The sequence below is a fragment of the Streptomyces sp. NPDC059897 genome, assembly GCF_042730865.1.
In the GTDB taxonomy this organism is placed as follows: Bacteria; Actinomycetota; Actinomycetes; order Streptomycetales; family Streptomycetaceae; genus Streptomyces.
This window is the reverse complement of record NZ_JBHWKQ010000027.1, coordinates 62,970-83,353: the sequence shown is the minus strand read 5'-3', so window position 1 is coordinate 83,353 and position 20,384 is coordinate 62,970. Positions and strand designations below refer to the sequence as shown.

Sequence of the window (20,384 nt, the reverse complement as noted above, 5' to 3'; positions counted from 1 at the left end):
ACGAATGATCGATCAAAAGGGGCGGCGTTGGGACACACCAAAAGGCCGCAGGGCCGAGACTGGCTCGGCCCTGCGGCAGGTGGTTCGGGTGGTGTCTGCGGAGGCTCAGTTCCCTTCGGCAGGGAGCAGCCGTACGCGGCGCTCCGCGATCCTCTCGACCGCCGCGCGGGTGTAGGCCAGCGGGAAGTACTCGCCCTTGAGCCACGGTTGGGCCAGGTCGCGGTAGTGCGGGTCGTCCGGGTCGCCGGACTGGCCGGGTGTGTTGACCGCGACCGACGAGTCCCAGTCGCCGACGTCCATGACGACCCGGAAGGACGGGCCGCTGGTGTGCAGGAAGTCGCTGGTGCGGTACGTCGCCGCGTTGACCGTGTCCGGGGAGCCGCCGCTCGGCATCGGGCCGACGTCGAAGCGGGCCCGGTCCGCCTCGCTGAGCGCCGCGGACGCCGGGTGCTGGAAGAGGCTGTGGTGCAGCTTGCCCCACTGCCACGCGCGCTCGTCGTCACCCAGCAGCTTCCGCACCTCGGCGTAGGCCGTCCCGAGGGTGTCGAGCAGCAGCCGGTCGCGGGCCGCCGCATCCTTCAGCCACCGGCCCGGTTTCTCCAACTCGCCGAGCAGGACGAGGGTGTCGGCGTCCTCGATCAGCTCGGCGGCCTTCGGCACCGCGGCCCTTACGAAGCCGGGGCCCAGGTGCCGGGAGAGCCACACCTCGAACAGGGCAGCCGGGGCGGATTCGGGCGATTCGACGGCGTCCCAGTCGGCCAGCAGACGCAAGGCGCGGCGGCGGTCGGGTTCGCTGCTCCGCAGCCGGGACAGGAGGGCGGTCAACCGGCGTGCGGGGATGGACAGTTGGTCGTGCTGCAGCTTCTGCGAGTCGGCGACGGTGTGCCGGTGCTGCTCCGAGAGGACCTCGACGATCCGCTGGTGCCGGAAGGGGTTGGTCCACTCGTAGCCGAGCCCCATGTCCTGGTAGTCGGGTGGCAGGTTGAACTGGTTGGCGGTGGCGATGAAGCCGGCGGCCGGGTTGAGGGTCCGCGGCAGGTCGTCGCCCGAGTGGAAGCCGTCCCACTCGCAGCGGCCGTCGCCGGGCACCGGGAGCAGCCCGTCGTACCCGACGCGCTTGGGCGCGAGGCCGCCGGGGACCCAGCCGATGTTGCCGTCGACGTCGGCGTAGACCTGGTTCTCCGTCGGGGCGCCCCAGTTGCGCATGGCCTCGGTGAACTCGCGGTAGTTGCGGGCCCGCATGTAGGCGACGCTGCCGAAGTACGGTGACGTGCCCGGCTCCAGCCACGCGGTGCGCACCGCGTAGGCGAGGTCGTGCTCCTCGTCGACGTGGATCACGGGGCCGTGCCGGGTGAAGCTCAGCTCGGCGGGGTGGTCGTCCTGGCCCGCGACGGGGATCCGCTCGCGCAGCACCTTCATCGGCTCCCAGTCGCCCTGGTACCGGTAGCGGGTGCGATCGTCGGGGTCCAACTCGTATACGTACAGGTCCTCTTGGTCCATCGGGAAGATGGTGAGGCCGAAGGCGACGGTGCCGTTGTGCCCGATGGAGATGCCAGGGAGGGCGGGCTCCCCCGCGCCGATGACGTCGAGGCCGGGGGCGCTCAGGTGCGCGAGGTAGCGCAGGGACGGCGCCGAGTAGGAGCGGTGCGGGTCGTTGGCGAGGATCGGGCGTCCGGTGGCGGTGCGCCCGCCGCCGATCACCCAGTTGTTGCTGCCCTCGGTGGTGGCGTCACGCACCACGGCCTGCCGGATCGCCCCTTCCTTGAACTCGACTTCCTGGGTGGCGAGTTCGAAGACCTTGAGCACGTCGTCGGGGAGCAGGCACGGGTCGAAGCCGTCCGGCACGGTCGCCTTGTGGTCCGGTTGCAGCCCCTGGCGCACCAGGTCGGCGTCCACCCCGGCGGCGCAGGCGACCTGGGCGCGCTTGACCTCGCTGGTCAGGTTGCGGGTCAGGCCGTGACTGCGGATACGGACGACGTCCTCGGGCCGCCAGCGGGCCGGCCGGTAGCCGAGGAGGCGGAATTCCTCCGGGAGTTGGTCGGGGTGGGCGTCCAGCCAGTCGACGTAGGCGTTGATCCCGGCGGTGAACCGTGTCGCGATGGCCCGCGCGTCCTCGGCGTAGCGCGCCCACTCGACGTCCATGTCACCCCGGTACAGGAACAGGCGGGTGGCCCGGTCCTGTGCCACGTGGTCGGGGCCCAGTACGGCGGAGAGTTCGCCGAGGCCCCGCCTGCGCCACAGGTCGATCTGGAAGAGGCGCTCGCGGGCGGCGTTGAAGCCCTGGGCGAGGAAGACGTCGTGCTCGTTGGCGGCGTAGATGTGCGGTACGCCGTAGCGGTCCTCGATCAGCTCGACCGGGGCCCGCAGGCCCGGCACCCGGTAGTCCCGCGCGGCGGCGGGAGCCGCGCCCGCCGCACCCGCGGTCGGAGCCATCACACCGGCCCCGGCCGCTCCGGCGGCCGTCGCCGCCAGTACCTGTCGTCTGGAGAATCGCGCTTGCCCGGCATTCGCCACACCAACCTCCTCGTCGGTCAACTGCCCGGCACACCACCGCGCATCAGTGCGCGGAAGATCCTTTGCACGGACGCCATGAGGCTAGGAGGAAGCGGAACGCGGGACGAGGGGTGTGTCGTTTCGTTCATATTGACCGTGGACCGCCTCGCGGCACGCCGGTCCTACTGATGCGGTGTTCAGTTCCTTCGCCCACCCGATCCCTGGATGACAGTGGGGCCCGACCGTCGTGCCGGTCGGGCCCCACTGTCATCATCCAGGGGTCAGCACCCCTGCGCGCCGGTTCAGACGGGCGTGGTGGTGCCGAGCATCGCGGAGGCCCGCTCCAGCGGGTCGAGGACGGGCGCGGGCGCCGGCTCGGGGGCGGCGGTGTGGCAGGTGAAGCCGAGCTTGGTCATGGCCCGCAGGACCTCGGCGGCGGTGAAGTCGCGGCGGTCCTGGCGGGTGACGACCTGGCCGACCTGCTTGACGGGGTACTGGCGGCGACCGATGGTCACGGTCTCACCAGTGGTCGGTTCGGGCTTGATGCCCTTCATCGATTCCAGCACGCCGTTCTTGGTGAGATCGAACGGGAAGCGGGCGATGACGCAGCGCATGGGTCCTCACAGGGGTAGGGAAGAACGGTTCGGCCGGAGAGGGACGGGTTCAACGGGAAAGAGCGAAGGCCGGCGATGCCGTGCCCTGCTCGTCGAGGAGGTCGCGCAGGCAGACGCGGTCCGTGTACGCGGAGCCGTCGCGGGCGGCGGTGAGGCCGGCCCGGGTGACCAGGCCGATGCCCTGGTCGTCCTGATCGCAGACGACCAGCCGGTCTGTCCGGGCGGCGGCCATGACGGACAGCGCCACCTCGACGCTCATGTCGACACGGACCCGGGGACCGGCCCTGTCGACCGATTCGGTCACCTGTCGGTGCACGGAGCCGGCGGTCGCGGGGCGGGACTGCGTCTGAACCAGCGTCAAAGGTGCCTCCTGCAGAGATGGGTCGGCTTGCTGATCGCGTAGTTGCTACGCGGCGGGCTTGCGGGCGGGGGCGCGCCGGGGTGCGGAAGCGGGACGGCGGCGGCCTCGGGAGGAGCCGCCGCGCCTGGGGCGTTCGGCCGCCGGGGCTGCGATGACGACCGGGACGCCGGACGGGGCCTGGGCGCCGGTGATCCGGTGCAGGGCCTCGTCGCCCGAGCGGACCGGAGTGGTCTGCGGGCGGATTCCCGCGTCCGACATGAGGCGGACCATGGCCCGGCGCTGGTTCGGGGTGACGAGTGTGACGACGCTGCCGGACTCACCGGCGCGAGCGGTGCGCCCGCCCCGGTGGAGGTAGTCCTTGTGGTCGGTCGGCGGGTCGACGTTGACGACGAGGTCCAGGTTGTCGACGTGAATGCCGCGCGCCGCGACATTGGTCGCGACCAGCACGCTGACGTCCCCGGCCTTGAACTGCGTCAGCGTACGAGTGCGCTGCGGCTGGGACTTGCCGCCGTGCAGCGCGGCGGCCCGCACCCCGCTGTTGAGCAGGTCCTGGGTGAGCCGGTCGACGGCGTGCTTGGTGTCGAGGAACATGATCACGCGGCCGTCGCGGGCGGCGATCTGCGTGGTGGCGGCATGCTTGTCGGCGCCGTGCACGTGCAGGACGTGGTGCTCCATCGTCGTGACCGCACCGGCCGACGGGTCGACCGAGTGCACGACCGGGTCGCTCAGGTAGCGGCGCACCAGCAGGTCCACATTGCGGTCCAGGGTGGCGGAGAACAGCATCCGCTGCCCCTCCGGACGCACCTGGTCGAGCAGCGCGGTGACCTGCGGCATGAACCCCATGTCGGCCATCTGGTCGGCCTCGTCGAGCACGGTGATGCCGACCTGGTCGAGGCGGCAGTCGCCACGGTCGATGAGGTCCTTGAGCCGCCCCGGGGTCGCGACGACGATCTCGGCGCCGCCCCGCAGCGCACTGGCCTGCCTGCCGATCGACATTCCGCCCACCACCGTGGCCAACCGCAGCCTGAGGGCGCGGGCGTACGGCGTGAGCGCGTCCGTCACCTGCTGGGCCAGCTCGCGCGTCGGTACGAGGACCAGCCCCAGGGGACGTCGGGGCTCGGCGCGCTGTCCGGCGGTGCGGGCGAGCAGCGCGAGGCCGAACGCCAGGGTCTTGCCGGAGCCGGTGCGCCCGCGTCCGAGGACGTCCCGGCCGACCAGGGAGTTCGGCAGCGTCGCGCCCTGAATCGGGAACGGCACGCTGACCCCCTGCCTGCCGAGCTCGGCCAGCAACTGCGCGGGCATGCCGAGGTCGGCGAAGCTCTCGACGGCGGGCAGCGCGGCGGTGACCGTCGCGGGGAGCGCGAACTCGCCCTGTACCGCGGCGGGCCGGCGGCCGTGACCGCCGGAGCGGCCGCCGCTCTTTCCGGCAAAGGGACGACCGTGGCGGTTACGGGCGGAACGGTCGTTCGTACGTGTGCGGTTCATGCTCATGCGGGAACCTTCCTCGATGCGGCGCATATCAAGGAATTCCCGCAGCGATGAGCGGCATGGAGAATTACAAGTATGGACCGATTGCTATTGCAGGCAGAGCCGACCGGCGGAAACCCACGCGGGCCCGGATGCTGGAATACAGCTGGGGCCCGCACCCCGAAGGATGCGGGCCCCAGCTGCACAGTACGCGTCAGTGTCAGGCCACTACGATGTTCTCGGCCGTCGGGCCCTTCTGGCCCTGGGCGATGTCGAAGGACACCTTCTGGCCCTCGAGCAGCTCACGGAAGCCCTGGGCGGCGATGTTCGAGAAGTGGGCGAAGACGTCAGCGCCGCCGCCGTCCTGCTCGATGAAGCCGAAGCCCTTTTCCGAGTTGAACCACTTCACGGTTCCAGTAGCCATGTCATATCTCCTTGGGGCAGTACATCGGAATCCGCACCGTGCGAACACCGTGTCGCCGCGATGATTGCCCCGACCGGAAATGACCGGAAATACACGAGCGCTCCCACCTGCAAGAGCAGGTCAGGAGCACTTGAAGTCTTGGGAACCACAACTGCAACTAGGAACGACAGTAGCACGCAAGATCAGGATGCACCCACCACGGAAATCCACTTTTCCCGCCCCGGCAAAAACCCTCACTACACGGTCGACGAAATTCTCATCGCGCGGACACAGATATTGAGTCACTCGAAGTACAGGGTTCGGCGGGTCCGCCGCACCGCGCCCGTGGTAGACCAGAACGTCCGCCGCTGCCGACCCGGAGATCACCATGCGCCGCCTCGCCGTCTTCCTCGCCTCGTCCGACGGAATCGACCCGGCACACACCGAACTGGCCGTCCATGTGGGCGCGGAGCTGGCCCGGCGCGGAATCGGGCTCGTCTACGGCGGCGGCCGGCGCGGCCTGATGGGCGCCATCGCCGACAGCACCCTGCGCGCCGGCGGCGAGGTCATCGGTGTCATGCCGCGCAGCATGGTCGAGCGGGAGTGGGCGCACGAGGGTGTGACGCGGCTGCTCATGTGCGATTCGATGCACGAGCGGAAGGCGCTGATGGCCGACCACGCCGACGCCTTCGTCGCCCTGCCCGGGGGTCTCGGCACGCTGGAGGAGATCTTCGAGGTGTGGTCCTGGCGCCAGCTCGGCTTCCACGCCAAGCCCGTCGGCTTCCTGGACGCCGGGGGCTTCTGGTCGCCCCTGCTGGGCGCCCTGCGCGGCATCGCGGACTCCGGCCTGCTCCCCGCGGCCACGCTGGACGACCTCGCCGTCGCCCCCGATCTGCCCGGCCTGCTGGAGGCGCTGGAGGAGCGGCTGCGCAACAGCCCGGAGCCCGCACACGGGGAGAGCCTTCGCTAGTCGGCCCGGCAGTCGCCCGGCGAGAGCCTTCGACAACCGGCCGGCCCGAGGCACGCGCGGACACCGGCCGACCAGCCCCCCCCTCCCCCACTTCCACCCCAATTTCCACCCCTTGCCCCTATCTGCCGTAACTGCCTTGAAGGGGGCGCCCGGTCGGCGTAGAACGCTGTCAAGGCGCAACGGGGGAAGGACGAGCCCATGGGGGATGTGGGCAGGGTCGACGTACGCGGGGAACTGAACGGGCAGGTCGTCGTCGGCCGCAACAACGTCGTCATCAACGCCGAACAGGGCGCGTACGTCGCCTACCGGCCCGAGGGTCCACCACAGTTGCGGCTTCGGACGCGTCCGTATCCGGGCGGCTCCGCGCTGCGCGGGCAGCGCGAGGCGCCGCTCGGCCGGGACAGTGAACTGGCGGCGATCGGCGGCTGGTTGGGGGCTGGACGGCGGGTGCAGGTCTTCGGGCCGCCCGGCATCGGAAAGAGCGCGCTGTTGCGCCGCTGCGCCGCCGAGCAGCTCGCGCTGGGGCGGTCGGTCCTCCATCTGCACGCCGCCGACAGGACTGCGGAGGACCTGCTCCAGGAGATCTTCCAGGCCTGTTACGAGCTTCCCGACGGCCGCCCCGTCGAGGGCTACAAACCCGAACCGGCCACTCTGCGGCAGCTGTTGGGCGCCCTGCGCATGGTGCTGGTCGTCGACGACCTCCAGGTCTCCCCCGATGACCTGGGCTCGCTGATCGAGGCGACACCCGGGTGCGGGCTGCTCACGGCCGCCGTGGACCGCGTCGAGCGGCCCGATGCCCGACCGTTGCGTCTGGAGGGACTGCAGGAACGGCATGCGTTCGAGCTGCTGGCCCGGGAGGTGGGGCACTGGCCGGCGGGGCCCGCGGCCGACGCCGCACGGCACCTGATCGCGGCCGTCCACGGGCACCCGCAGACCATCCTGCAGGCCGCCGCCGCGTTCAACGCCGCGCAGCGACGGGGTGCCCACGGCGGCCCGCCCTGGCCACCCGGATTCTTCCCGGTCGACGACACCGCCCTCGCCGTCGGCACCGCGGCCCGCCTGTCGGAACGGGCGGTCGGGCTGCTGCGACCGCTGTGCACCCTCGCCCCGCTGCCCTCGTCCCCCGTCCTGCTGTCGGCGCTCGGGGTGCGCCCCGATCCGGCGGCGCTCGCCGAACTCACCGCGCTGCGCCTGGTCGAGGCCGACGGGGACGACCTCTGCCCCTGCGGGCCGTTCGCGGTGCTCGTCGCCCAGCAGTCCGGGGCGCTGCCCGGCGCCGCCCAGCTCGCGCCCGCCCTCACCCACTGGCTGCGGACCCGCGCCACCCGACAGGAGGCGTGCGCCGAGGCCGCGGCGATCCGGCGGGTCCTCGGGAATCTGGCCATGATCGAGGACCACCGGGGCGTGCGGGACCTCGCGCGGGCCGCGGCTCCGCTGCTCGCGCTCTCGCTGCGCTGGGGCGTGTGGGGTCAGGTCCTGCGCTACGGCAGGGCGGCGGCGCAGTTCCTGGGCGCCGTGGCGGACGAGTCGTACTTCGCCCACGAGGTGCACGTCCGGGTCGTCGCGCTGAGCACGGCGTCCTCGGGACTCGTGGGCGGTGGCGGAGGTATCGGCTACGCGGCGGCACAGGCGGGCGGCGGGGGTGGCGGGCTCGGTGGCCAGGGGGTGCCGGGTCCCGGCCAGGGCGGCGGTCCGGCCGCCCAGCCCGGCGCGGGCGGTCCCGACCCGGTCGGCGCGGGCGGTCCCGACCCGGTCGGCGCCGGAATGCCGCACCCCCGCGGCTGGGGCCTGCACCGGGCGCGCCACTCCGTGCAGCATGTCGTCGCGGCCCATCCCGTCGGTGTCGGTGTCGGTGGCGCGCTGACGGCAGCAGGCGTGGCGTTCGGCGCCGCCACTCTCGCCGGAGGCGCTCCGCCGGGCGCCATCCCCCTGCCCAAGCCCACCTCCTCGTTGGGCACCCACTCACTGAGCGCGAGCCCCACCGGGTCGGCCACGAGCCCGAGCCAGAGCCCGACGCAGCAGCCGTCCCCCGCGACCACGACTCCCACAGGCCCGCGCGGCGGCACGCCGCTGCCGAACTCGGGCGACTGCCCGCCGGTCGGGCTGCCCGCACGGGACTTCGGCGTCGTCAAGGTCGGCGCCACGCGGACCGAGACCGTCCACTTCACCTCGTGGCTCAAGTGCGACAACGAGCAGGCCCTGAAGTCCAGCGACCCCGCCAACTGGAGGACCGCACTGACCTCGTGCCCGCCCCCGGCCGGCTCGAACGACTGCGTCTTCCGGGTCACCTTCGCCCCCAAGAAGCCGGGCCCGCACAAGGCGCTGGTCACCATGCCCGACGACGCGGGGCAGCAGGACGTGACGATGCAGGTGACCGGGTCGGCCGTCACCGCGCCCACCGGCCCGGTCTCTCCCGTCCCGCCGCCCCCACCGACGCCCTCTCCGACCCCTACCGACACGGAACCATCCCCGGAGCCCACTCCGGGCATCGACTGAGGAGAGCCCATGTCCCACACACCAGGCGGCGACCGCTACGAGATCCGGACCGAGGGCGGTGTGTCCGGCCAGGTGGTCGTCGGCCGCGACAACACCGTCTCCCGGGTGGAGGGGCCCGCCGTCCCCTCCGCCGTGAGCGAGCAGCAACTGGCCGAGCTGCGCGCCGAGTTCGCCCGCGTACGGGCGCTGCTGCCCGACGATGCCCCGGAGCGGGCCGGGGAACTCCTCGACGAGCTGGAGGAGTCCGCGACCGCGCCGGAACCCGACCTCTCCACCATGGAGTACGTGCGCCGTTGGTTCGCCCGCCACCTCCCCGCACTCGCGGGCGCCGTCACCAGCCTCGTCATCCACCCGGTGGTCGGCCAGCTGGTGACGGCGGCCGGCGGCACCCTCGCGGAGGAGTTCCGCCGCCGCTTCGGCAGCGAAGGCACCGCGTGACCGATGCCGGACACGGTCCCGACTCCAACACGCCCGACGAGAAGCGGTACTTCGAGGACTGCGCCCCCGGATCGACGTACACCGACCACTACGTCAGCAAGGGCCGGCCGCTGCGAGCGTCTCCCTCGTCAGGCGGCGGGCGTACGCGGCGTCGATGCCGTCCGGGCGGAAGAGGATCCGGTACATGAGGGGTGCGACGACGCGGTCCATGACGGTCTCGACGTCGGGTGTCCGCTCGCCGCGTCCCTGCGCGCGGGCGAGGACGACGTCGATCTGTTCCGCGGCGTAGGCGGAGCACTGGCCCGCGTTGCTGCCGTCCGGGTCGCCGAGCAGCGCGTCGCGGATGTAGGCGCGCCCCGCGGGTGCGGCCATCTCGTCGAGGAACTGCTCGGCCCAGGCCGTCAGGTCCGCGGAGAGGGTGCCGTGGTCCTGCGGCTCCGTGTCGGGCCGCAGCCGCTCGACCGCCACGTCGGACAGGAGCGCCTGGAGGTCTCCCCAGCGGCGGTAGATCGTCGACGGTGTCACGCCCGCGCGCTGGGCGACCATCGGCACCGTCACCGCGTCCCTGCCCACCTCGGCGGCGAGTGCGCGGACGGCCTCGTGCACGGACGCCTGGACCCGGGCGCTGCGCCCGCCGGGGCGTGCCATCTGCCTGCTCATGACTCCCATGTTAAAGCGAAATCATTGCGTCTACGGGGTCGCGCTCGCTCACGCCGCTTGCGCGAGCGTGCGCGCGGGGCGGGTCCGCTCGTAGGTGTGTCCGACCCGCAGCAGGGTCCGCTCGCCGAGGGGGCGGCCGAGCAGCTGCATGCCGATCGGCAGTCCGGCCGTGTCGTGGCCGACCGGGACGGACAGGGACGGCAGCCCGGTGATGTTGGCCGGGGCCGACAGACGTACGTAGGCGTCGGACACCGCTTCCACCGTGCCGTCGGGCCAGGTGATCGTCTCCTGGGAGGACTCGACGGCGGTCGCCGGGACCGAGGGCGCGGCGACCACGTCGACCTGTCGCAGCACCCGGGCCCACTCCTCGCGCATGAGCGTCCGCGAGCGCAGGGCACGCAGGTAGTCCCCGGCGGGCATCGACTCGCCCGCTTCGAGGAGGGTGCGGACGTCCGCCTGGTACAGCTCGGGGACCGTACGCAGGGTGCGCTCGTGGTTCGCGGTCGCCTCGGGGACCATCAGCCCCCACTGCGTGGCCTGCACGTAGCGGGTCATCGGGATGTCGATCTCGACGAGTTGGGCACCGAGCTCCGCCAACTGGTCGATCGCGCGCCGGACTTCGGCCTGCACTTCGGGCTGGACGTGGTCGAAGTAGTAGGTGCGCGGCACCCCGACCCGCAGCCCTGTGAGGCGTCCGTCCGCACCGGGCCGGTGGTCCGTCGGTGCCACCTGGAGCGAGGCCGGGTCGTGCGGATCGTGGCCGGCCAGCACGTTCAGGACCAGCGCCGCGTCCTCGACGGTGCGGGTGATCGGGCCGACGTGGTCCAGCGACCAGGACAGGGCGGTGACACCCCGGCGGGGAACAAGACCGTAGGTCGGCTTCAGCCCGACGACGCCGTTGAGGGCGGCGGGCACCCGGATCGAACCGCCGGTGTCGGTGCCCAGCGCGAAGGTCGCCATGCCCGAGGCGACGGCCACGGCGGAGCCGCCGCTGGAGCCGCCTGCGACCCGGTCGGCGTCCCAGGCGTTGCGGGTCTGCGGGGTGATGAGGCCGTAGGCGAACTCGTGGGTGTGCGTCTTGCCCAGCAGCACGGCACCGGCCGACGCCAGGCGGGCGGCGACCGTACTGTCGGCCTGCGCGCGATGACCGGCCCGCACCCGGGAGCTGGCCGTCGTCGGCAGCCCCGCCACGTCGATCATGTCCTTGAGCCCCATGGGGATGCCGTGCAGCGGCCCGCGGCGGTGACCGGCCGCGATCTCGCGTTCGGCCGCGCGTGCCGCGTCACGGGCGCGGTCGGCGGTGACGGTGACGTAGGCCCCGAGGCCCGGTTCCGTCTCCGCGATGCGGCTCAGGACGGAATCCGCCAACTCGACGGGCGACAAACGCCGTTCCCCGATCGCATCGGCGGCTTCGCTCAAGGACATCTCATACGGCTGCAACGGGCTTCTCCTGTTCCGGCGACCGCAGCTGTTCCGCGCGGTGGGCGAGGGCGGGCGGGGTGTCCCCGAAGTCCAGCTCCCGCAGGACCGAGACGACGGAGCGGATGTGTTCGGCGGTGGCCGCGACGGCGGCGGCGTGCCGCTCGGCATCGGACATGAACGGTTCTCCCTTGCACTCCAAACGCTAACCATTTGCGTTAGTGGACCGTAGCCCCTACGGTCCACTAACGCAAACGAATGGCTTTTAGTGTCCACCGCCACCCACCGCCACTTCTGAGGAGCCGTCGCATGACCACCACCCCCTCCTGGACCGTCGGTGACATCACCGTCCATCGCATCGACGAGACACCCCTGCCGCCCGCCACCGGCCCGTGGCTGCTGCCCGGCGCCACCCCGGGCCTCGTCGCCGAACAGGACTGGCTGCACCCCCACTTCGCCGACGCCGACGGCGCCCTCCGCCTCGACAGCCACACCTTCGCCTGCATCGTCGGCGACCTGCGCGTCCTCGTCGACACCGGCATCGGGAACGGCAAGGTGCGGGCCAACCCCGCCTGGCACGACCTGCGGACCGACTACCTGGAGACCCTGACCGCCGCCGGCTTCCCACCGGAATCGGTCGACCTGGTGATCCTCACCCACCTGCACGCGGACCACGTCGGCTGGAACACCCGGAACGTGGACGGCGCATGGGTGACCACCTTCCCGCGCGCCCGCTACCTGGTCTCCCGCACGGAGCGCGAGTTCTGGGCCGCGTACGACATGGACGAGGCGCGCGAGCAGATGTTCCGGGACTCCGTGCTCCCGGTGGAGGAGGCAGGGCTGCTCGACCTCGTCGACGTCCCCGCCGAGGGGCTCACCGTCACCCCCGGCCTGCGGCTGCTCCCCACGCCGGGACACACCCCGGGCCACGTCGCCGTCGAACTCGCCGACCACGGGGCGACGGCGTTCATCACGGGTGACTGCGTCCACCACCCCGTACAGTTCTCCCACCCCGCCATCGGCGCCTGCGTGGACATCGACCCGGAGGCGTCCGAGCGCACGCGCCGGGCGCTGCTCGCTTCACTCGCCGGCACGGACACACTCGTCCTGGGCACCCACTTCGCCCCGCCCACGGCGGGCAGCGTCGTCACCCACGACGGCACCTACCGACTCTCCCCCGTCCCGGCCGGCCCGCACTCGCCCACTTCCCCCGACGGCCCCTCGAAGGGTCGAATAGGGAACTGATCTCGAACGAGGAACCAACCCGGTGGAGGCAGACTCATGACGGACACGCGCAATCGGCTGCGGGAGATCCTGCGGGAGCGGTCGGCGGTGCTCGCGCCAGGTGTGTACGACGGGTTGTCGGCGTCCCTGACGGCGGGCGCCGGATTCCGCGCCGCCTACATGTCGGGCGCGGCCGTGGCCGCCGCGAACGGGCTGCCGGACATCGGGCTCGCCACGCAGACCGAGATGGTCCGTCAGGCCGGGTTGCTGGCAGGGGTGTTGGACATCCCGCTGATCGCCGACGCGGACACCGGGTTCGGCGACATCACGCACACCTACCGGACCGTCCAGCTGTACGAGCGGGCCGGGGTCGCCGCGATCCAGCTGGAGGACCAGGAGTTCCCCAAGCGCTGCGGACACCTCGACGAGAGGCGCGTGGTGGACGCCGGGGAGTTCGCCGCGAAGATCGAGGCGGCGGCCGAGGCGCGCCGCGATCCGGGCACCGTCCTCATCGCCCGCACCGACTGCCGGGCCACGCACGGCTTCGACGAGGCCGTGCGGCGGGTCAACCGGTACGTCGAGGCGGGCGCCGACATGGTGTTCGTAGAGGCACCGCAGTCATTGGAGGAGGTGCGGCGGGTGCCGTCCGAGGTCGCCGCGCCCGCGCTCTTCAACCTCGTCCCCGGCGGCAAGACACCCGAAGCGGGCCTCGACGTGCTGCGCGAGGCCGGATACGCGCTGGTCATCATGCCGCTCCTCAACGTGGGCAGCGCCGCCGCCGCGATGCGCGACGCCCTGGCCCGCGCGGCGACCGGCGACCTCGACACCGCGGGACAGCCGCCGGTGCGCGGGCTGTTCGACTCCGTGGGGCTCGGATTCTGGGAGGACCTGCGGGGCCGGTACGACAAGGGGGCGGGGCCCCGAGACTGACCGGACGCCCGATTCAGTCCACCGGGCGGACGGCCGCGGCCACGCCGCCCGGTGCGAGCCGCTCCCGGATCCCGTCGAAATGCGTGCGCATCGCCGCCGCCGCGCGGGGCCCGTCCGCCGCGGCCAGGGCCTCCACGATCGCCTTGTGGTGGGCGGCGGTGACGGCACCCACCTGGTGGCTGTCGCCGATGTCGTCACGGACCTGGTCCATGGCCGCCCAGAACGCGTCGAGCACCTCACTGAGCAGGTAATTGTCGAGGGAGCGGTACAGCGCCACGTGGAAGGCGCGGTCCGTGGCCCGCGCGACGCGCCCCGTCTCCGCCTCCTTCTCCATTTCCGCGACGATCCCCCGCAGGGCCTCGAGGTCCTCCTCGGGCAGGGACACCGCCACGCTCTCGATCAGCCCGGCCTCCAACGCCTCGCGCACGCGCATGAGTTCGTACAGGCTCGGCTCGCCGTTGCGGTGTCGCACGGCCGCACGGAAGGCGAGGCCCTTGACGAAGGGGTCGAGGGAGAGCGAACCCACGAAGGTGCCGGAGCCGCGCCGGATCTCGATGACCTGAAGGGCCTGCAGCGCCTTCAGGGCCTCGCGCAGTGAGACCCGGCTGACGTCGAAGAGCTCCGCCAGCTCACCCTCGGGCGGCAGCGGACTGCCCGGCGCGAGACCGCGCTCCAGGATCAGCTGCTTGATGCTCTCCTGCACGTCCGCGGTCAGCGTGGAGCGGGCCACCGACGACTCCTTCCGATCGGCCGGGACGTGACGACCCGGTGTTGCTTTCCCGGCATGGTTCCCGGGTGTGACGTACGACGCTCTTGACCTGTGGCGCCCAGCTGAGTCTATGGTGACGCCTGACGTAAGACATCTTACGTCTTACCTCGTGGCCGGTCACTGGCCGCGCCTCCGCAGCAGCACTGGAGCACCGCAATGCCTCTCACCAGCCCTCTTCGCGGGATCGTCCCGCCCGTCTGCACGCCGCTCGACGCGCACGGCGACATCGACACCGCCTCTCTGTCCCGGCTCGTCGAGCACCTCGTCGACGGCGGCGTGCACGGACTCTTCGCCCTGGGCTCGACGAGCGAGGTCGCCTACCTCACCGACGCGCAGCGCGGCACGGCCCTGGAGACGGTGGTGCGCGCCGCGGCGGGCCGGGTGCCGGTACTCGCCGGTGTCATCGACACCACCACGCCGCGCGTCCTCGACCACGCCGCGAAGGCGGCGGAGCTGGGCGCCGACGGGCTCGTGGCCACCGCGCCGTTCTACACGCGCACGCACCCCCTGGAGATCGCCCGGCACTTCCGGCGCATCCGCGCGCGTGTCGATCTGCCGTTGTTCGCATACGACCTGCCGGTGTCAGTGCACAGCAAGCTGTCCACCGCGCTGCTGCGGGAGTTGGCGCAGGACGGCACGCTGGCGGGCATCAAGGACAGCAGCGGAGACGAGGGCGGACTGCGCCGCCTGATCGTCGAGCTGGGCGGCCGGCACGGCAGGAAGTCGGGCCCCGCGCCGGACTTCAGCATCCTCACCGGCTCCGAACTCACTGTGGACGCGGCCCTGTTGGCCGGCGTCGACGGTGTCGTGCCGGGCATCGGGAACGTGGATCCGGCCGCGTACGTACGTCTCTATGAGGCCGCCCGCGCCGGTGACTGGGACCTGGCGGCCAAGGAACAGGAGCGGCTCGTCGAGCTGTTCGGCATCGTCGACGTCGGGCCCGAGGTGGACATGGGGCGCAGTTCGTCGGCGCTCGGTTCCTTCAAGGGCGCGCTGCGGCTGCTCGGTGTCATCGACAACGGCGACACCGCGTTCCCGCAGATCCAGCTGGGCGCGCCGTCCGTCGAGAGCATCGCCGTGCGCCTGCGGGCCGCCGGGCTCGCGCCGGTCCGATGAGTACCGACCCCCTTCCCGTGTCCGGTCCCGTGATCGGGCTCGACCTGGGCGGCACGAAGATCGACGCCGCTCTGGTGGGCCCGGACGGGTCCGTACTCGACCGCCACACCAGGCCGACCCCCTCCGCCGAGGGGCCCGTTGCCGTCCTCGACGCGCTCGGCGAGGCGGCACGGGCCGTCGACCAAGGCGCAGTGGCCGTCGGTGTCGCCGCCGCAGGTGTCATCGACCCCCGTACGGGCACGGTGACTGCCTCCACCGACACGATCCGCGGGTGGGCGGGCACCGCGCTCGCCGCCGGCCTCGCGGACCGCACGGGACTCCCGGTCGCCTGCGACAACGACGTGCGGGCCACGGCCGCACCCGAACTCGCCGCGCTCGGCGGCGCCGGGACGCTGTTGTTCGTCGCCGTCGGCACGGGCGTCGGGGGCGCGGTCGCCACGGACGGCCGCATGCTGCACGGGGTCGCGGGCGTGGCGGGGCACATCGGGCATCTGCCGAGCCCCGAGGCCGCGGGCCTTCCGTGCACCTGCGGCGCGAGCGGGCATCTGGAGGCCGTCGCCTCGGGGCCGGGAATCACGGCACTGTACGAGCGGCTCACGGGGCGCACCGTCGACCGACTGCAGACCGTCGCCGAACGCGCGGCGGAGGGGGACGACGACGCGGCCCGCGCAATCATCATCGGCGCGACGGCGACCGGGCGCACCCTCGGCGGGCTCGCCAACGCGCTCGGCCCCGACCGTGTCGTGATCGCCGGCGGCGTGCCGCGGATCGGACCGCTGTACCGGGACGCACTGGACCGCGCGTTCGCCGGTGAACTCCTGCCGCTGCTACGCCACTTGAAGCCGGAGGGGCCGAGGAACGGCGCGGACGCGGCCGTGCTCGGCGCCGCCGCGCTCACCGCGACCGCACCCCTCCACCAACCCCGACACCAGAAGCAGAGCCTGTGATGACCACCATCCCTCCCTCCTCCGCCGCTCTCGCCGCAGCCCTCTCGGGCCGGCTGATCGTGTCCTGCCAGGCCCCGCCCGGCGACCCGATGCGCGAGACCACCACCCTCGTTCGCCTGGCACGGTCCGCCGCCGCGGGCGGCGCGGCCGCCATTCGCGCCAACGAACCCGAGGTGGTGGCCGCCATCCGTGCGTCGGTCGACCTGCCGCTGATCGGCCTGTGGAAGGACGGCGACACCGGCGTCTACATCACGCCGTCCGTCCGGCACGCCCTGGCGATCGCCGAGGCGGGGGCGGATGTCGTCGCGATGGACGCCACCGACCGCCCCCGCCCCGACGGCGGCACCTTCGCCGCGGCGGCCGAGGCGGTGCACGCGGCGGGCGCCCTCGTCATGGCCGACGTGTCGACGTACGACGAAGGTGTCACCGCGGCCGCCGAGGGAGCCGACCTGGTGTCCACCACGCTCTCCGGCTACGTCCCCGGCACGCCGCCGCAGGACGGCCCGGACCTCGACCTCGTCGCCGCGCTCGCCGCAGCCGTCGACATCCCGGTGGTCGCCGAGGGCCGCATCCGTACCCCGCAGGAGGCCGCGCGCGCCCTCGCGTGCGGCGCCCACAGCGTCGTGGTCGGCACAGCCATCACCGCTCCCACCGCCCTGACCGGCCAATTCGTCGCGGGACTCACCCAGCGCTGACACATCACCGCCCGCGGCCCGTGCTCAATGCCGAGGCGGTCCGACATCATGGAGACATCGTGCGCACTGCATCCCACGACACACGTCCCTGGTACCGCGAGGTGACCGGTACCCAGTGGAAGTCGTTCTTCGCCGCCTGGGTCGGCTACGTCCTGGACGGTTTCGACTTCGTCCTGATCACCCTCGTCCTCACGGAGATCAGTGACGACTTCGGGCTGAGCACGGTGGAGGGCGCCAGCCTGGTGTCCGCCGCGTTCATCACCCGGTGGATCGGCGGCGCCGTGCTCGGCGCCCTCGGCGACCGCTACGGCCGCAAACTGTCGATGGTGGTCAGCATCCTGCTCTACTCCCTGGGCACCTTCGCCTGCGGTTTCGCCTGGGACTACACCAGCCTGTTCGTGGCCCGGCTCGCCATCGGTATGGGGATGGCGGGCGAGTACAGCGCCAGCGCCACGTACGCGATGGAGAGCTGGCCGGCGCGCCTGCGCAACCGGGCGAGCGGGTTCCTGATCTCCGGCTTCTCGGTCGGTTCGGTGCTGGCCGCCGAGGTCTACAAATGGGTGGTGCCGGCTCTGGGCTGGCGGTGGATGTTCTACATCGGGATCCTCCCGATCGTGGTGGCCCTGTGGCTGCGCCGGGCGCTGCCGGAGGCCGCCGAGTGGAGCGAGACGGTCGAGCAGCGGGCAACCAAGCCCAACCCCTTCCGCCCACTGTTCGCGACGACGGCCCGGGCCACGGCCAACACCGTTCTGGCGGTCGCGGCGACGATCTCTTTGTTCGCCGTGTTCACCCCCGTCGGGTCGGGGTACGTGCCCGTACTGTCCGTCGTCGCGGGTGTCGGGCTCATCGCGCTCGCCGCGCAGCTGGGCGGGCGCCGCAACTGGACTCTGTACGTGGCGATGACCGTGACGGTGTTCTTCGCGTTCCTCTACACCTGGCCCATCCAGGCGCTGCTGCCGACGTACCTCAAGTCGGACCTCGGCTACTCCCCCGGCCAGGTCAGCAACGCGATGTTCTTCGCGGGCTTCGGGACGATGGCGGGCTGTTGGCTCGCCGGGTTCGTCGGGGACTGGATCGGCACGAAGAAGGCGTACGCGCTCACCCTGATCGCGTCGATGGTGTTCGTCTTCCCGGTGTTCGCGGTCAAGGACAACCTGCTCCTGCTGGGCGCGCTCCTGTTCGTCCTGCAGGGGCTCAGCTTCGGCATCTCCGGTCTGCTGCCGCGCTACATCGGCGGCCACTTCCCCACCGAGAACCGGGCGGCCGCCCTCGGCTTCACCTACAACGTCGGTGCGCTCGGCGGTGCGGTGGCCCCGGTCCTGGGCGCCTCACTGGCCGACGGGATGCCACTGGGCCGGGCCCTGGCCGTCCTCACCTTCGCGGGCACGATCATCGTCGTGGCCCTGGTCGGCCTCGACGTCCCGGCCCGCCTGAACCGCCTGACGAACCCGGACGCCACGCACGACCACCTGGCGGTCGACCTTGCGGCGCCGGTGGCGGACACGCCGCAGCCGAACGGGGCGGGCAGCAAGGCCTGACGTACCGGGTGCGCAGCGCCGGTCACCACCAGGCGCTGCGCACCCGCAGGCTTCCGGTGTCCACGCACCCGGCGCCGTTCACGACCTCCTCGGTGTCCAGGCTCCAGCCGACGACACCGTTGCCCTTGCGGCCGAGTTCGATGAGGCGCTGGGGCGTGTTCCGCGTCCCTTCCTGTACCTGGCACTCCAGAACCGACGTCCACGCCTTCCCGTCGAGGGCCGAGCCGAAGGCGAGCAGCGGCAGCACGACCACGGTCAGCAACAGCGAAAGACCCTGTTCCCACCGGTGTCCGCCGACGACCCCCAGCCGCAGCGCGTACGCCACGACCCCGGTGCCGAGCCCCCACCACGGACCGTAGAAGCAGGCGGCGATGATCCCGACGGCGACGGGATTGACGAGGGTGAGCGCCACCCGCCGCGCCGCCTGCGCCACCCCGCTCCCCTTCGGCACGGACCCGCGAGCGGCGAAGAGGGCGAAGACGACGCGGGACACGACGACGCCGAACACCGAGCCGAGGGCGGGCTCGGTGAGCAGCATGCCGATGAGCACGTCCGGCCAGTTGCCCAGCTCCATCCCGACGAACACATCACGGGCGGGCTCCCCGCCGCCCACCGTGTAGGCGACCTTCACGGTGGGGATCGCGAGGGCGAGCGCCATCAGGAGCGTGTGTCCGGGACCGCCCTTGCGGTCGAGGGACTGCTCCTGAGGTGTGGGCGGGTGTTCTTCGTGTACGGCGGTGCCAAACATGCGGGCCATGAAACAGGGCGCGATCCGCTGATGGGTGGCGCCACGCTCCCCAGGTACCCCGGTTCCTCCCACTACTGCCTTTTACTCAACGTCCTGCCGCTCCCCGGTTGAACGGGGGCGGCGCGTTCGTGCTGCTCGGAATCGTTCACCACACCGGCCGCAACGGCGGAATCGCGTCGCCCGCCAACGTACGGACGATGGCGGCGAGTTCGGCCCGCGGCAGCTCCCGCCCGGCCGCCCGGAGACGCTCGGCCAGCTGTCCCTCCAGGTCGTGCAGGATGCGCCCCGCCACGGCGAGGTGCTCCGTGGCCTTGTCGGTCAGGACGACGAGTTTGCGGCGGCCGCCCGCGGGGTGCGGCCGCCGTTCGACGTATCCCCGCTTCTCCAGGTCGTCGATGATCTGGCCCGCGGCCTGCTTGGTGACTCCGAGGCCCTCGGCGAGCTCGCTGCTGGTCGCGCCGGAGTCCTTCAGCATCTGGAAGACCAGTCCGTGCACAGGACGCAGGTCGGAGTAGCCGGCCGCGTCCACGCGGCTCACGAACTCGGTGAGGACCAACTGGAACGCCATCCCGAGCAGGAAGGTCAGTTCGGTGCGCTCGAGGGGGTCGTTGGTCTCCATGTCCTCATCTTGACACAACTGAATAAAGTGGCTTTACTCGGCGCGAGTAAAGCCACTTTACATAGGAGACGTCATGAACGTGATCAGTGAAAGTGCGCAGCGGACGACCCAGAGCCCGGCCGGGGCGATGTTCGGTCTCGCGGCCCCCAGCCAGGGCAGTACCGAAGTCAGTACGTGGCGGGTGGAGTTGAACGCCGATTCCGCCACGCCGGTGCACATCATCGACCGCGAGCAGGTCTGGATGCCGTTGGGCGGCGAGTTCGAGGTGGACGTGGAGGGCAAGGTGGAGCGGGCGACTGCCGGGCAGGCCGTCGTCCTGCCCGCCGGGGTCGTGCGGCAGGTGAAGGCGGCGGGCGGGCCGGCCCAGGCGCTGGTCGCCATGGCGGTCGGTGGCAGGGCGATGCTGCCCGGCAGCGAGGACAGGATCCCGCTCCCCTGGGCCGAGTGACGGCCGCCGTGACGGCCGCGGTGACGGGC

General features: G+C 72.0%; 21 protein-coding genes. 10 read left to right on the top strand and 11 right to left on the bottom strand.

Annotation, left to right across the window (positions count from 1 at the left end):
- Nucleotides 1–105 precede the first annotated feature (105 nt).
- The 5 genes from ACFV9W_RS26735 to ACFV9W_RS26715 all read right to left on the bottom strand — a co-directional run bounded on the left by ACFV9W_RS26735 (nt 106) and on the right by ACFV9W_RS26715 (nt 5,359).
- Nucleotides 106–2,433, bottom strand: coding sequence for a penicillin acylase family protein (locus ACFV9W_RS26735; RefSeq protein ID WP_385765268.1), 2,328 nt, complete (start codon nt 2,431–2,433; stop codon nt 106–108).
- A 362-nt stretch (nt 2,434–2,795) separates the two neighbouring features.
- The gene (locus ACFV9W_RS26730) at nt 2,796–3,107 is read right to left on the bottom strand and encodes an SCO5918 family protein (protein WP_385765266.1); all 312 of its coding nucleotides are present in this window, start codon (nt 3,105–3,107) and stop codon (nt 2,796–2,798) included.
- Between the two features lie 49 nt (nt 3,108–3,156).
- On the bottom strand, nt 3,157–3,468 hold the full coding sequence (locus ACFV9W_RS26725; RefSeq protein WP_385765264.1) for a CBS domain-containing protein: 312 nt from the start codon (nt 3,466–3,468) through the stop codon (nt 3,157–3,159).
- Between the two features lie 45 nt (nt 3,469–3,513).
- Nucleotides 3,514–4,953: a DEAD/DEAH box helicase gene (locus ACFV9W_RS26720; RefSeq protein WP_385765308.1), complete on the bottom strand. Its 1,440-nt coding sequence runs from the start codon at nt 4,951–4,953 to the stop codon at nt 3,514–3,516.
- Between the two features lie 202 nt (nt 4,954–5,155).
- Nucleotides 5,156–5,359 carry a cold-shock protein gene (locus ACFV9W_RS26715; protein WP_385765262.1) on the bottom strand — a complete coding sequence of 68 codons (204 nt, stop codon included), beginning with the start codon at nt 5,357–5,359 and terminating at the stop codon, nt 5,156–5,158.
- A 367-nt stretch (nt 5,360–5,726) separates the two neighbouring features.
- On the opposite strand from ACFV9W_RS26715, the gene ACFV9W_RS26710 reads away from it, so the two are divergent.
- From ACFV9W_RS26710 to ACFV9W_RS26700, 3 genes are all read left to right on the top strand, one after another.
- Complete coding sequence (locus ACFV9W_RS26710; protein WP_385765260.1) at nt 5,727–6,308, top strand: TIGR00730 family Rossman fold protein; 582 nt, start codon at nt 5,727–5,729, stop codon at nt 6,306–6,308.
- A 198-nt stretch (nt 6,309–6,506) separates the two neighbouring features.
- Nucleotides 6,507–8,804 carry a hypothetical protein gene (locus ACFV9W_RS26705; protein WP_385765258.1) on the top strand — a complete coding sequence of 766 codons (2,298 nt, stop codon included), beginning with the start codon at nt 6,507–6,509 and terminating at the stop codon, nt 8,802–8,804.
- 9 nt (nt 8,805–8,813) lie between these two features.
- Nucleotides 8,814–9,242: a hypothetical protein gene (locus tag ACFV9W_RS26700; protein ID WP_385765256.1), complete on the top strand. Its 429-nt coding sequence runs from the start codon at nt 8,814–8,816 to the stop codon at nt 9,240–9,242.
- A gap of 93 nt (nt 9,243–9,335) precedes the next feature.
- Here the strand turns inward: ACFV9W_RS26700 and ACFV9W_RS26695 are convergent, their stop codons facing one another.
- The 3 genes from ACFV9W_RS26695 to ACFV9W_RS26685 are packed head-to-tail and all read right to left on the bottom strand — an operon-like array spanning nt 9,336 to nt 11,499.
- Nucleotides 9,336–9,902 carry a TetR/AcrR family transcriptional regulator gene (locus ACFV9W_RS26695; protein ID WP_385765254.1) on the bottom strand — a complete coding sequence of 189 codons (567 nt, stop codon included), beginning with the start codon at nt 9,900–9,902 and terminating at the stop codon, nt 9,336–9,338.
- 48 nt (nt 9,903–9,950) lie between these two features.
- The gene (locus ACFV9W_RS26690; protein WP_385765252.1) at nt 9,951–11,342 is read right to left on the bottom strand and encodes an amidase; all 1,392 of its coding nucleotides are present in this window, start codon (nt 11,340–11,342) and stop codon (nt 9,951–9,953) included.
- The gene (locus ACFV9W_RS26685) at nt 11,329–11,499 is read right to left on the bottom strand and encodes a hypothetical protein (RefSeq protein ID WP_385765250.1); all 171 of its coding nucleotides are present in this window, start codon (nt 11,497–11,499) and stop codon (nt 11,329–11,331) included. The genes ACFV9W_RS26690 and ACFV9W_RS26685 overlap by 14 nt, the downstream gene beginning before the upstream one ends.
- A 131-nt stretch (nt 11,500–11,630) precedes the next feature.
- On the opposite strand from ACFV9W_RS26685, the gene ACFV9W_RS26680 reads away from it, so the two are divergent.
- The gene (locus tag ACFV9W_RS26680; protein ID WP_385765248.1) at nt 11,631–12,566 is read left to right on the top strand and encodes an MBL fold metallo-hydrolase; all 936 of its coding nucleotides are present in this window, start codon (nt 11,631–11,633) and stop codon (nt 12,564–12,566) included.
- 36 nt (nt 12,567–12,602) lie between these two features.
- A complete protein-coding gene (locus tag ACFV9W_RS26675; protein WP_385765246.1) occupies nt 12,603–13,475 on the top strand; it encodes an oxaloacetate decarboxylase in 873 nt (290 codons plus the stop codon).
- 13 nt (nt 13,476–13,488) lie between these two features.
- Here ACFV9W_RS26675 and ACFV9W_RS26670 read toward each other — a convergent pair whose 3' ends face one another.
- Nucleotides 13,489–14,205 carry a FadR/GntR family transcriptional regulator gene (locus tag ACFV9W_RS26670; RefSeq protein WP_385765244.1) on the bottom strand — a complete coding sequence of 239 codons (717 nt, stop codon included), beginning with the start codon at nt 14,203–14,205 and terminating at the stop codon, nt 13,489–13,491.
- Nucleotides 14,206–14,400: 195 nt separating this feature from the next.
- On the opposite strand from ACFV9W_RS26670, the gene ACFV9W_RS26665 reads away from it, so the two are divergent.
- The 4 genes from ACFV9W_RS26665 to ACFV9W_RS26650 are packed head-to-tail and all read left to right on the top strand — an operon-like array spanning nt 14,401 to nt 18,540.
- Nucleotides 14,401–15,360, top strand: coding sequence for a dihydrodipicolinate synthase family protein (locus tag ACFV9W_RS26665; RefSeq protein ID WP_385765242.1), 960 nt, complete (start codon nt 14,401–14,403; stop codon nt 15,358–15,360).
- Nucleotides 15,357–16,307, top strand: a complete 951-nt coding sequence (locus ACFV9W_RS26660) for an ROK family protein (protein WP_385765240.1) — start codon at nt 15,357–15,359, stop codon at nt 16,305–16,307. The genes ACFV9W_RS26665 and ACFV9W_RS26660 overlap by 4 nt, the downstream gene beginning before the upstream one ends.
- Complete coding sequence (locus ACFV9W_RS26655; protein ID WP_385765238.1) at nt 16,307–17,002, top strand: N-acetylmannosamine-6-phosphate 2-epimerase; 696 nt, start codon at nt 16,307–16,309, stop codon at nt 17,000–17,002. Before ACFV9W_RS26660 ends, ACFV9W_RS26655 begins: the two co-directional genes overlap by 1 nt.
- 59 nt (nt 17,003–17,061) lie before the next feature.
- On the top strand, nt 17,062–18,540 hold the full coding sequence (locus ACFV9W_RS26650) for a sialate:H+ symport family MFS transporter (protein ID WP_385765236.1): 1,479 nt from the start codon (nt 17,062–17,064) through the stop codon (nt 18,538–18,540).
- 22 nt (nt 18,541–18,562) lie between these two features.
- Here ACFV9W_RS26650 and ACFV9W_RS26645 read toward each other — a convergent pair whose 3' ends face one another.
- Nucleotides 18,563–19,297, bottom strand: coding sequence for a hypothetical protein (locus ACFV9W_RS26645; RefSeq protein WP_385765234.1), 735 nt, complete (start codon nt 19,295–19,297; stop codon nt 18,563–18,565).
- Between the two features lie 136 nt (nt 19,298–19,433).
- Complete coding sequence (locus tag ACFV9W_RS26640; protein WP_385765232.1) at nt 19,434–19,907, bottom strand: MarR family winged helix-turn-helix transcriptional regulator; 474 nt, start codon at nt 19,905–19,907, stop codon at nt 19,434–19,436.
- Between the two features lie 73 nt (nt 19,908–19,980).
- Between ACFV9W_RS26640 and ACFV9W_RS26635 the strand changes: the two genes are divergently transcribed.
- On the top strand, nt 19,981–20,355 hold the full coding sequence (locus ACFV9W_RS26635; protein ID WP_385765230.1) for a cupin domain-containing protein: 375 nt from the start codon (nt 19,981–19,983) through the stop codon (nt 20,353–20,355).
- Nucleotides 20,356–20,384: the final 29 nt, after the last annotated feature.

What these genes read in the sequence shown, in the direction of transcription:
- ACFV9W_RS26735 (WP_385765268.1), bottom strand. Translation starts at nt 2,433, where the DNA reads ATGGCTCCGACCGCGGGTGCGGCGGGCGCGGCTCCCGCCGCCGCGCGG.
- ACFV9W_RS26730 (WP_385765266.1), bottom strand. Translation starts at nt 3,107, where the DNA reads ATGCGCTGCGTCATCGCCCGCTTCCCGTTCGATCTCACCAAGAACGGC.
- ACFV9W_RS26720 (WP_385765308.1), bottom strand. Translation starts at nt 4,953, where the DNA reads ATGAACCGCACACGTACGAACGACCGTTCCGCCCGTAACCGCCACGGT.
- ACFV9W_RS26715 (WP_385765262.1), bottom strand. Translation starts at nt 5,359, where the DNA reads ATGGCTACTGGAACCGTGAAGTGGTTCAACTCGGAAAAGGGCTTCGGC.
- ACFV9W_RS26710 (WP_385765260.1), top strand. Translation starts at nt 5,727, where the DNA reads ATGCGCCGCCTCGCCGTCTTCCTCGCCTCGTCCGACGGAATCGACCCG.
- ACFV9W_RS26705 (WP_385765258.1), top strand. Translation starts at nt 6,507, where the DNA reads ATGGGGGATGTGGGCAGGGTCGACGTACGCGGGGAACTGAACGGGCAG.
- ACFV9W_RS26700 (WP_385765256.1), top strand. Translation starts at nt 8,814, where the DNA reads ATGTCCCACACACCAGGCGGCGACCGCTACGAGATCCGGACCGAGGGC.
- ACFV9W_RS26695 (WP_385765254.1), bottom strand. Translation starts at nt 9,902, where the DNA reads ATGAGCAGGCAGATGGCACGCCCCGGCGGGCGCAGCGCCCGGGTCCAG.
- ACFV9W_RS26685 (WP_385765250.1), bottom strand. Translation starts at nt 11,499, where the DNA reads ATGTCCGATGCCGAGCGGCACGCCGCCGCCGTCGCGGCCACCGCCGAA.
- ACFV9W_RS26680 (WP_385765248.1), top strand. Translation starts at nt 11,631, where the DNA reads ATGACCACCACCCCCTCCTGGACCGTCGGTGACATCACCGTCCATCGC.
- ACFV9W_RS26675 (WP_385765246.1), top strand. Translation starts at nt 12,603, where the DNA reads ATGACGGACACGCGCAATCGGCTGCGGGAGATCCTGCGGGAGCGGTCG.
- ACFV9W_RS26665 (WP_385765242.1), top strand. Translation starts at nt 14,401, where the DNA reads ATGCCTCTCACCAGCCCTCTTCGCGGGATCGTCCCGCCCGTCTGCACG.
- ACFV9W_RS26660 (WP_385765240.1), top strand. Translation starts at nt 15,357, where the DNA reads ATGAGTACCGACCCCCTTCCCGTGTCCGGTCCCGTGATCGGGCTCGAC.
- ACFV9W_RS26655 (WP_385765238.1), top strand. Translation starts at nt 16,307, where the DNA reads ATGACCACCATCCCTCCCTCCTCCGCCGCTCTCGCCGCAGCCCTCTCG.
- ACFV9W_RS26645 (WP_385765234.1), bottom strand. Translation starts at nt 19,297, where the DNA reads ATGGCCCGCATGTTTGGCACCGCCGTACACGAAGAACACCCGCCCACA.
- ACFV9W_RS26640 (WP_385765232.1), bottom strand. Translation starts at nt 19,907, where the DNA reads ATGGAGACCAACGACCCCCTCGAGCGCACCGAACTGACCTTCCTGCTC.
- ACFV9W_RS26635 (WP_385765230.1), top strand. Translation starts at nt 19,981, where the DNA reads ATGAACGTGATCAGTGAAAGTGCGCAGCGGACGACCCAGAGCCCGGCC.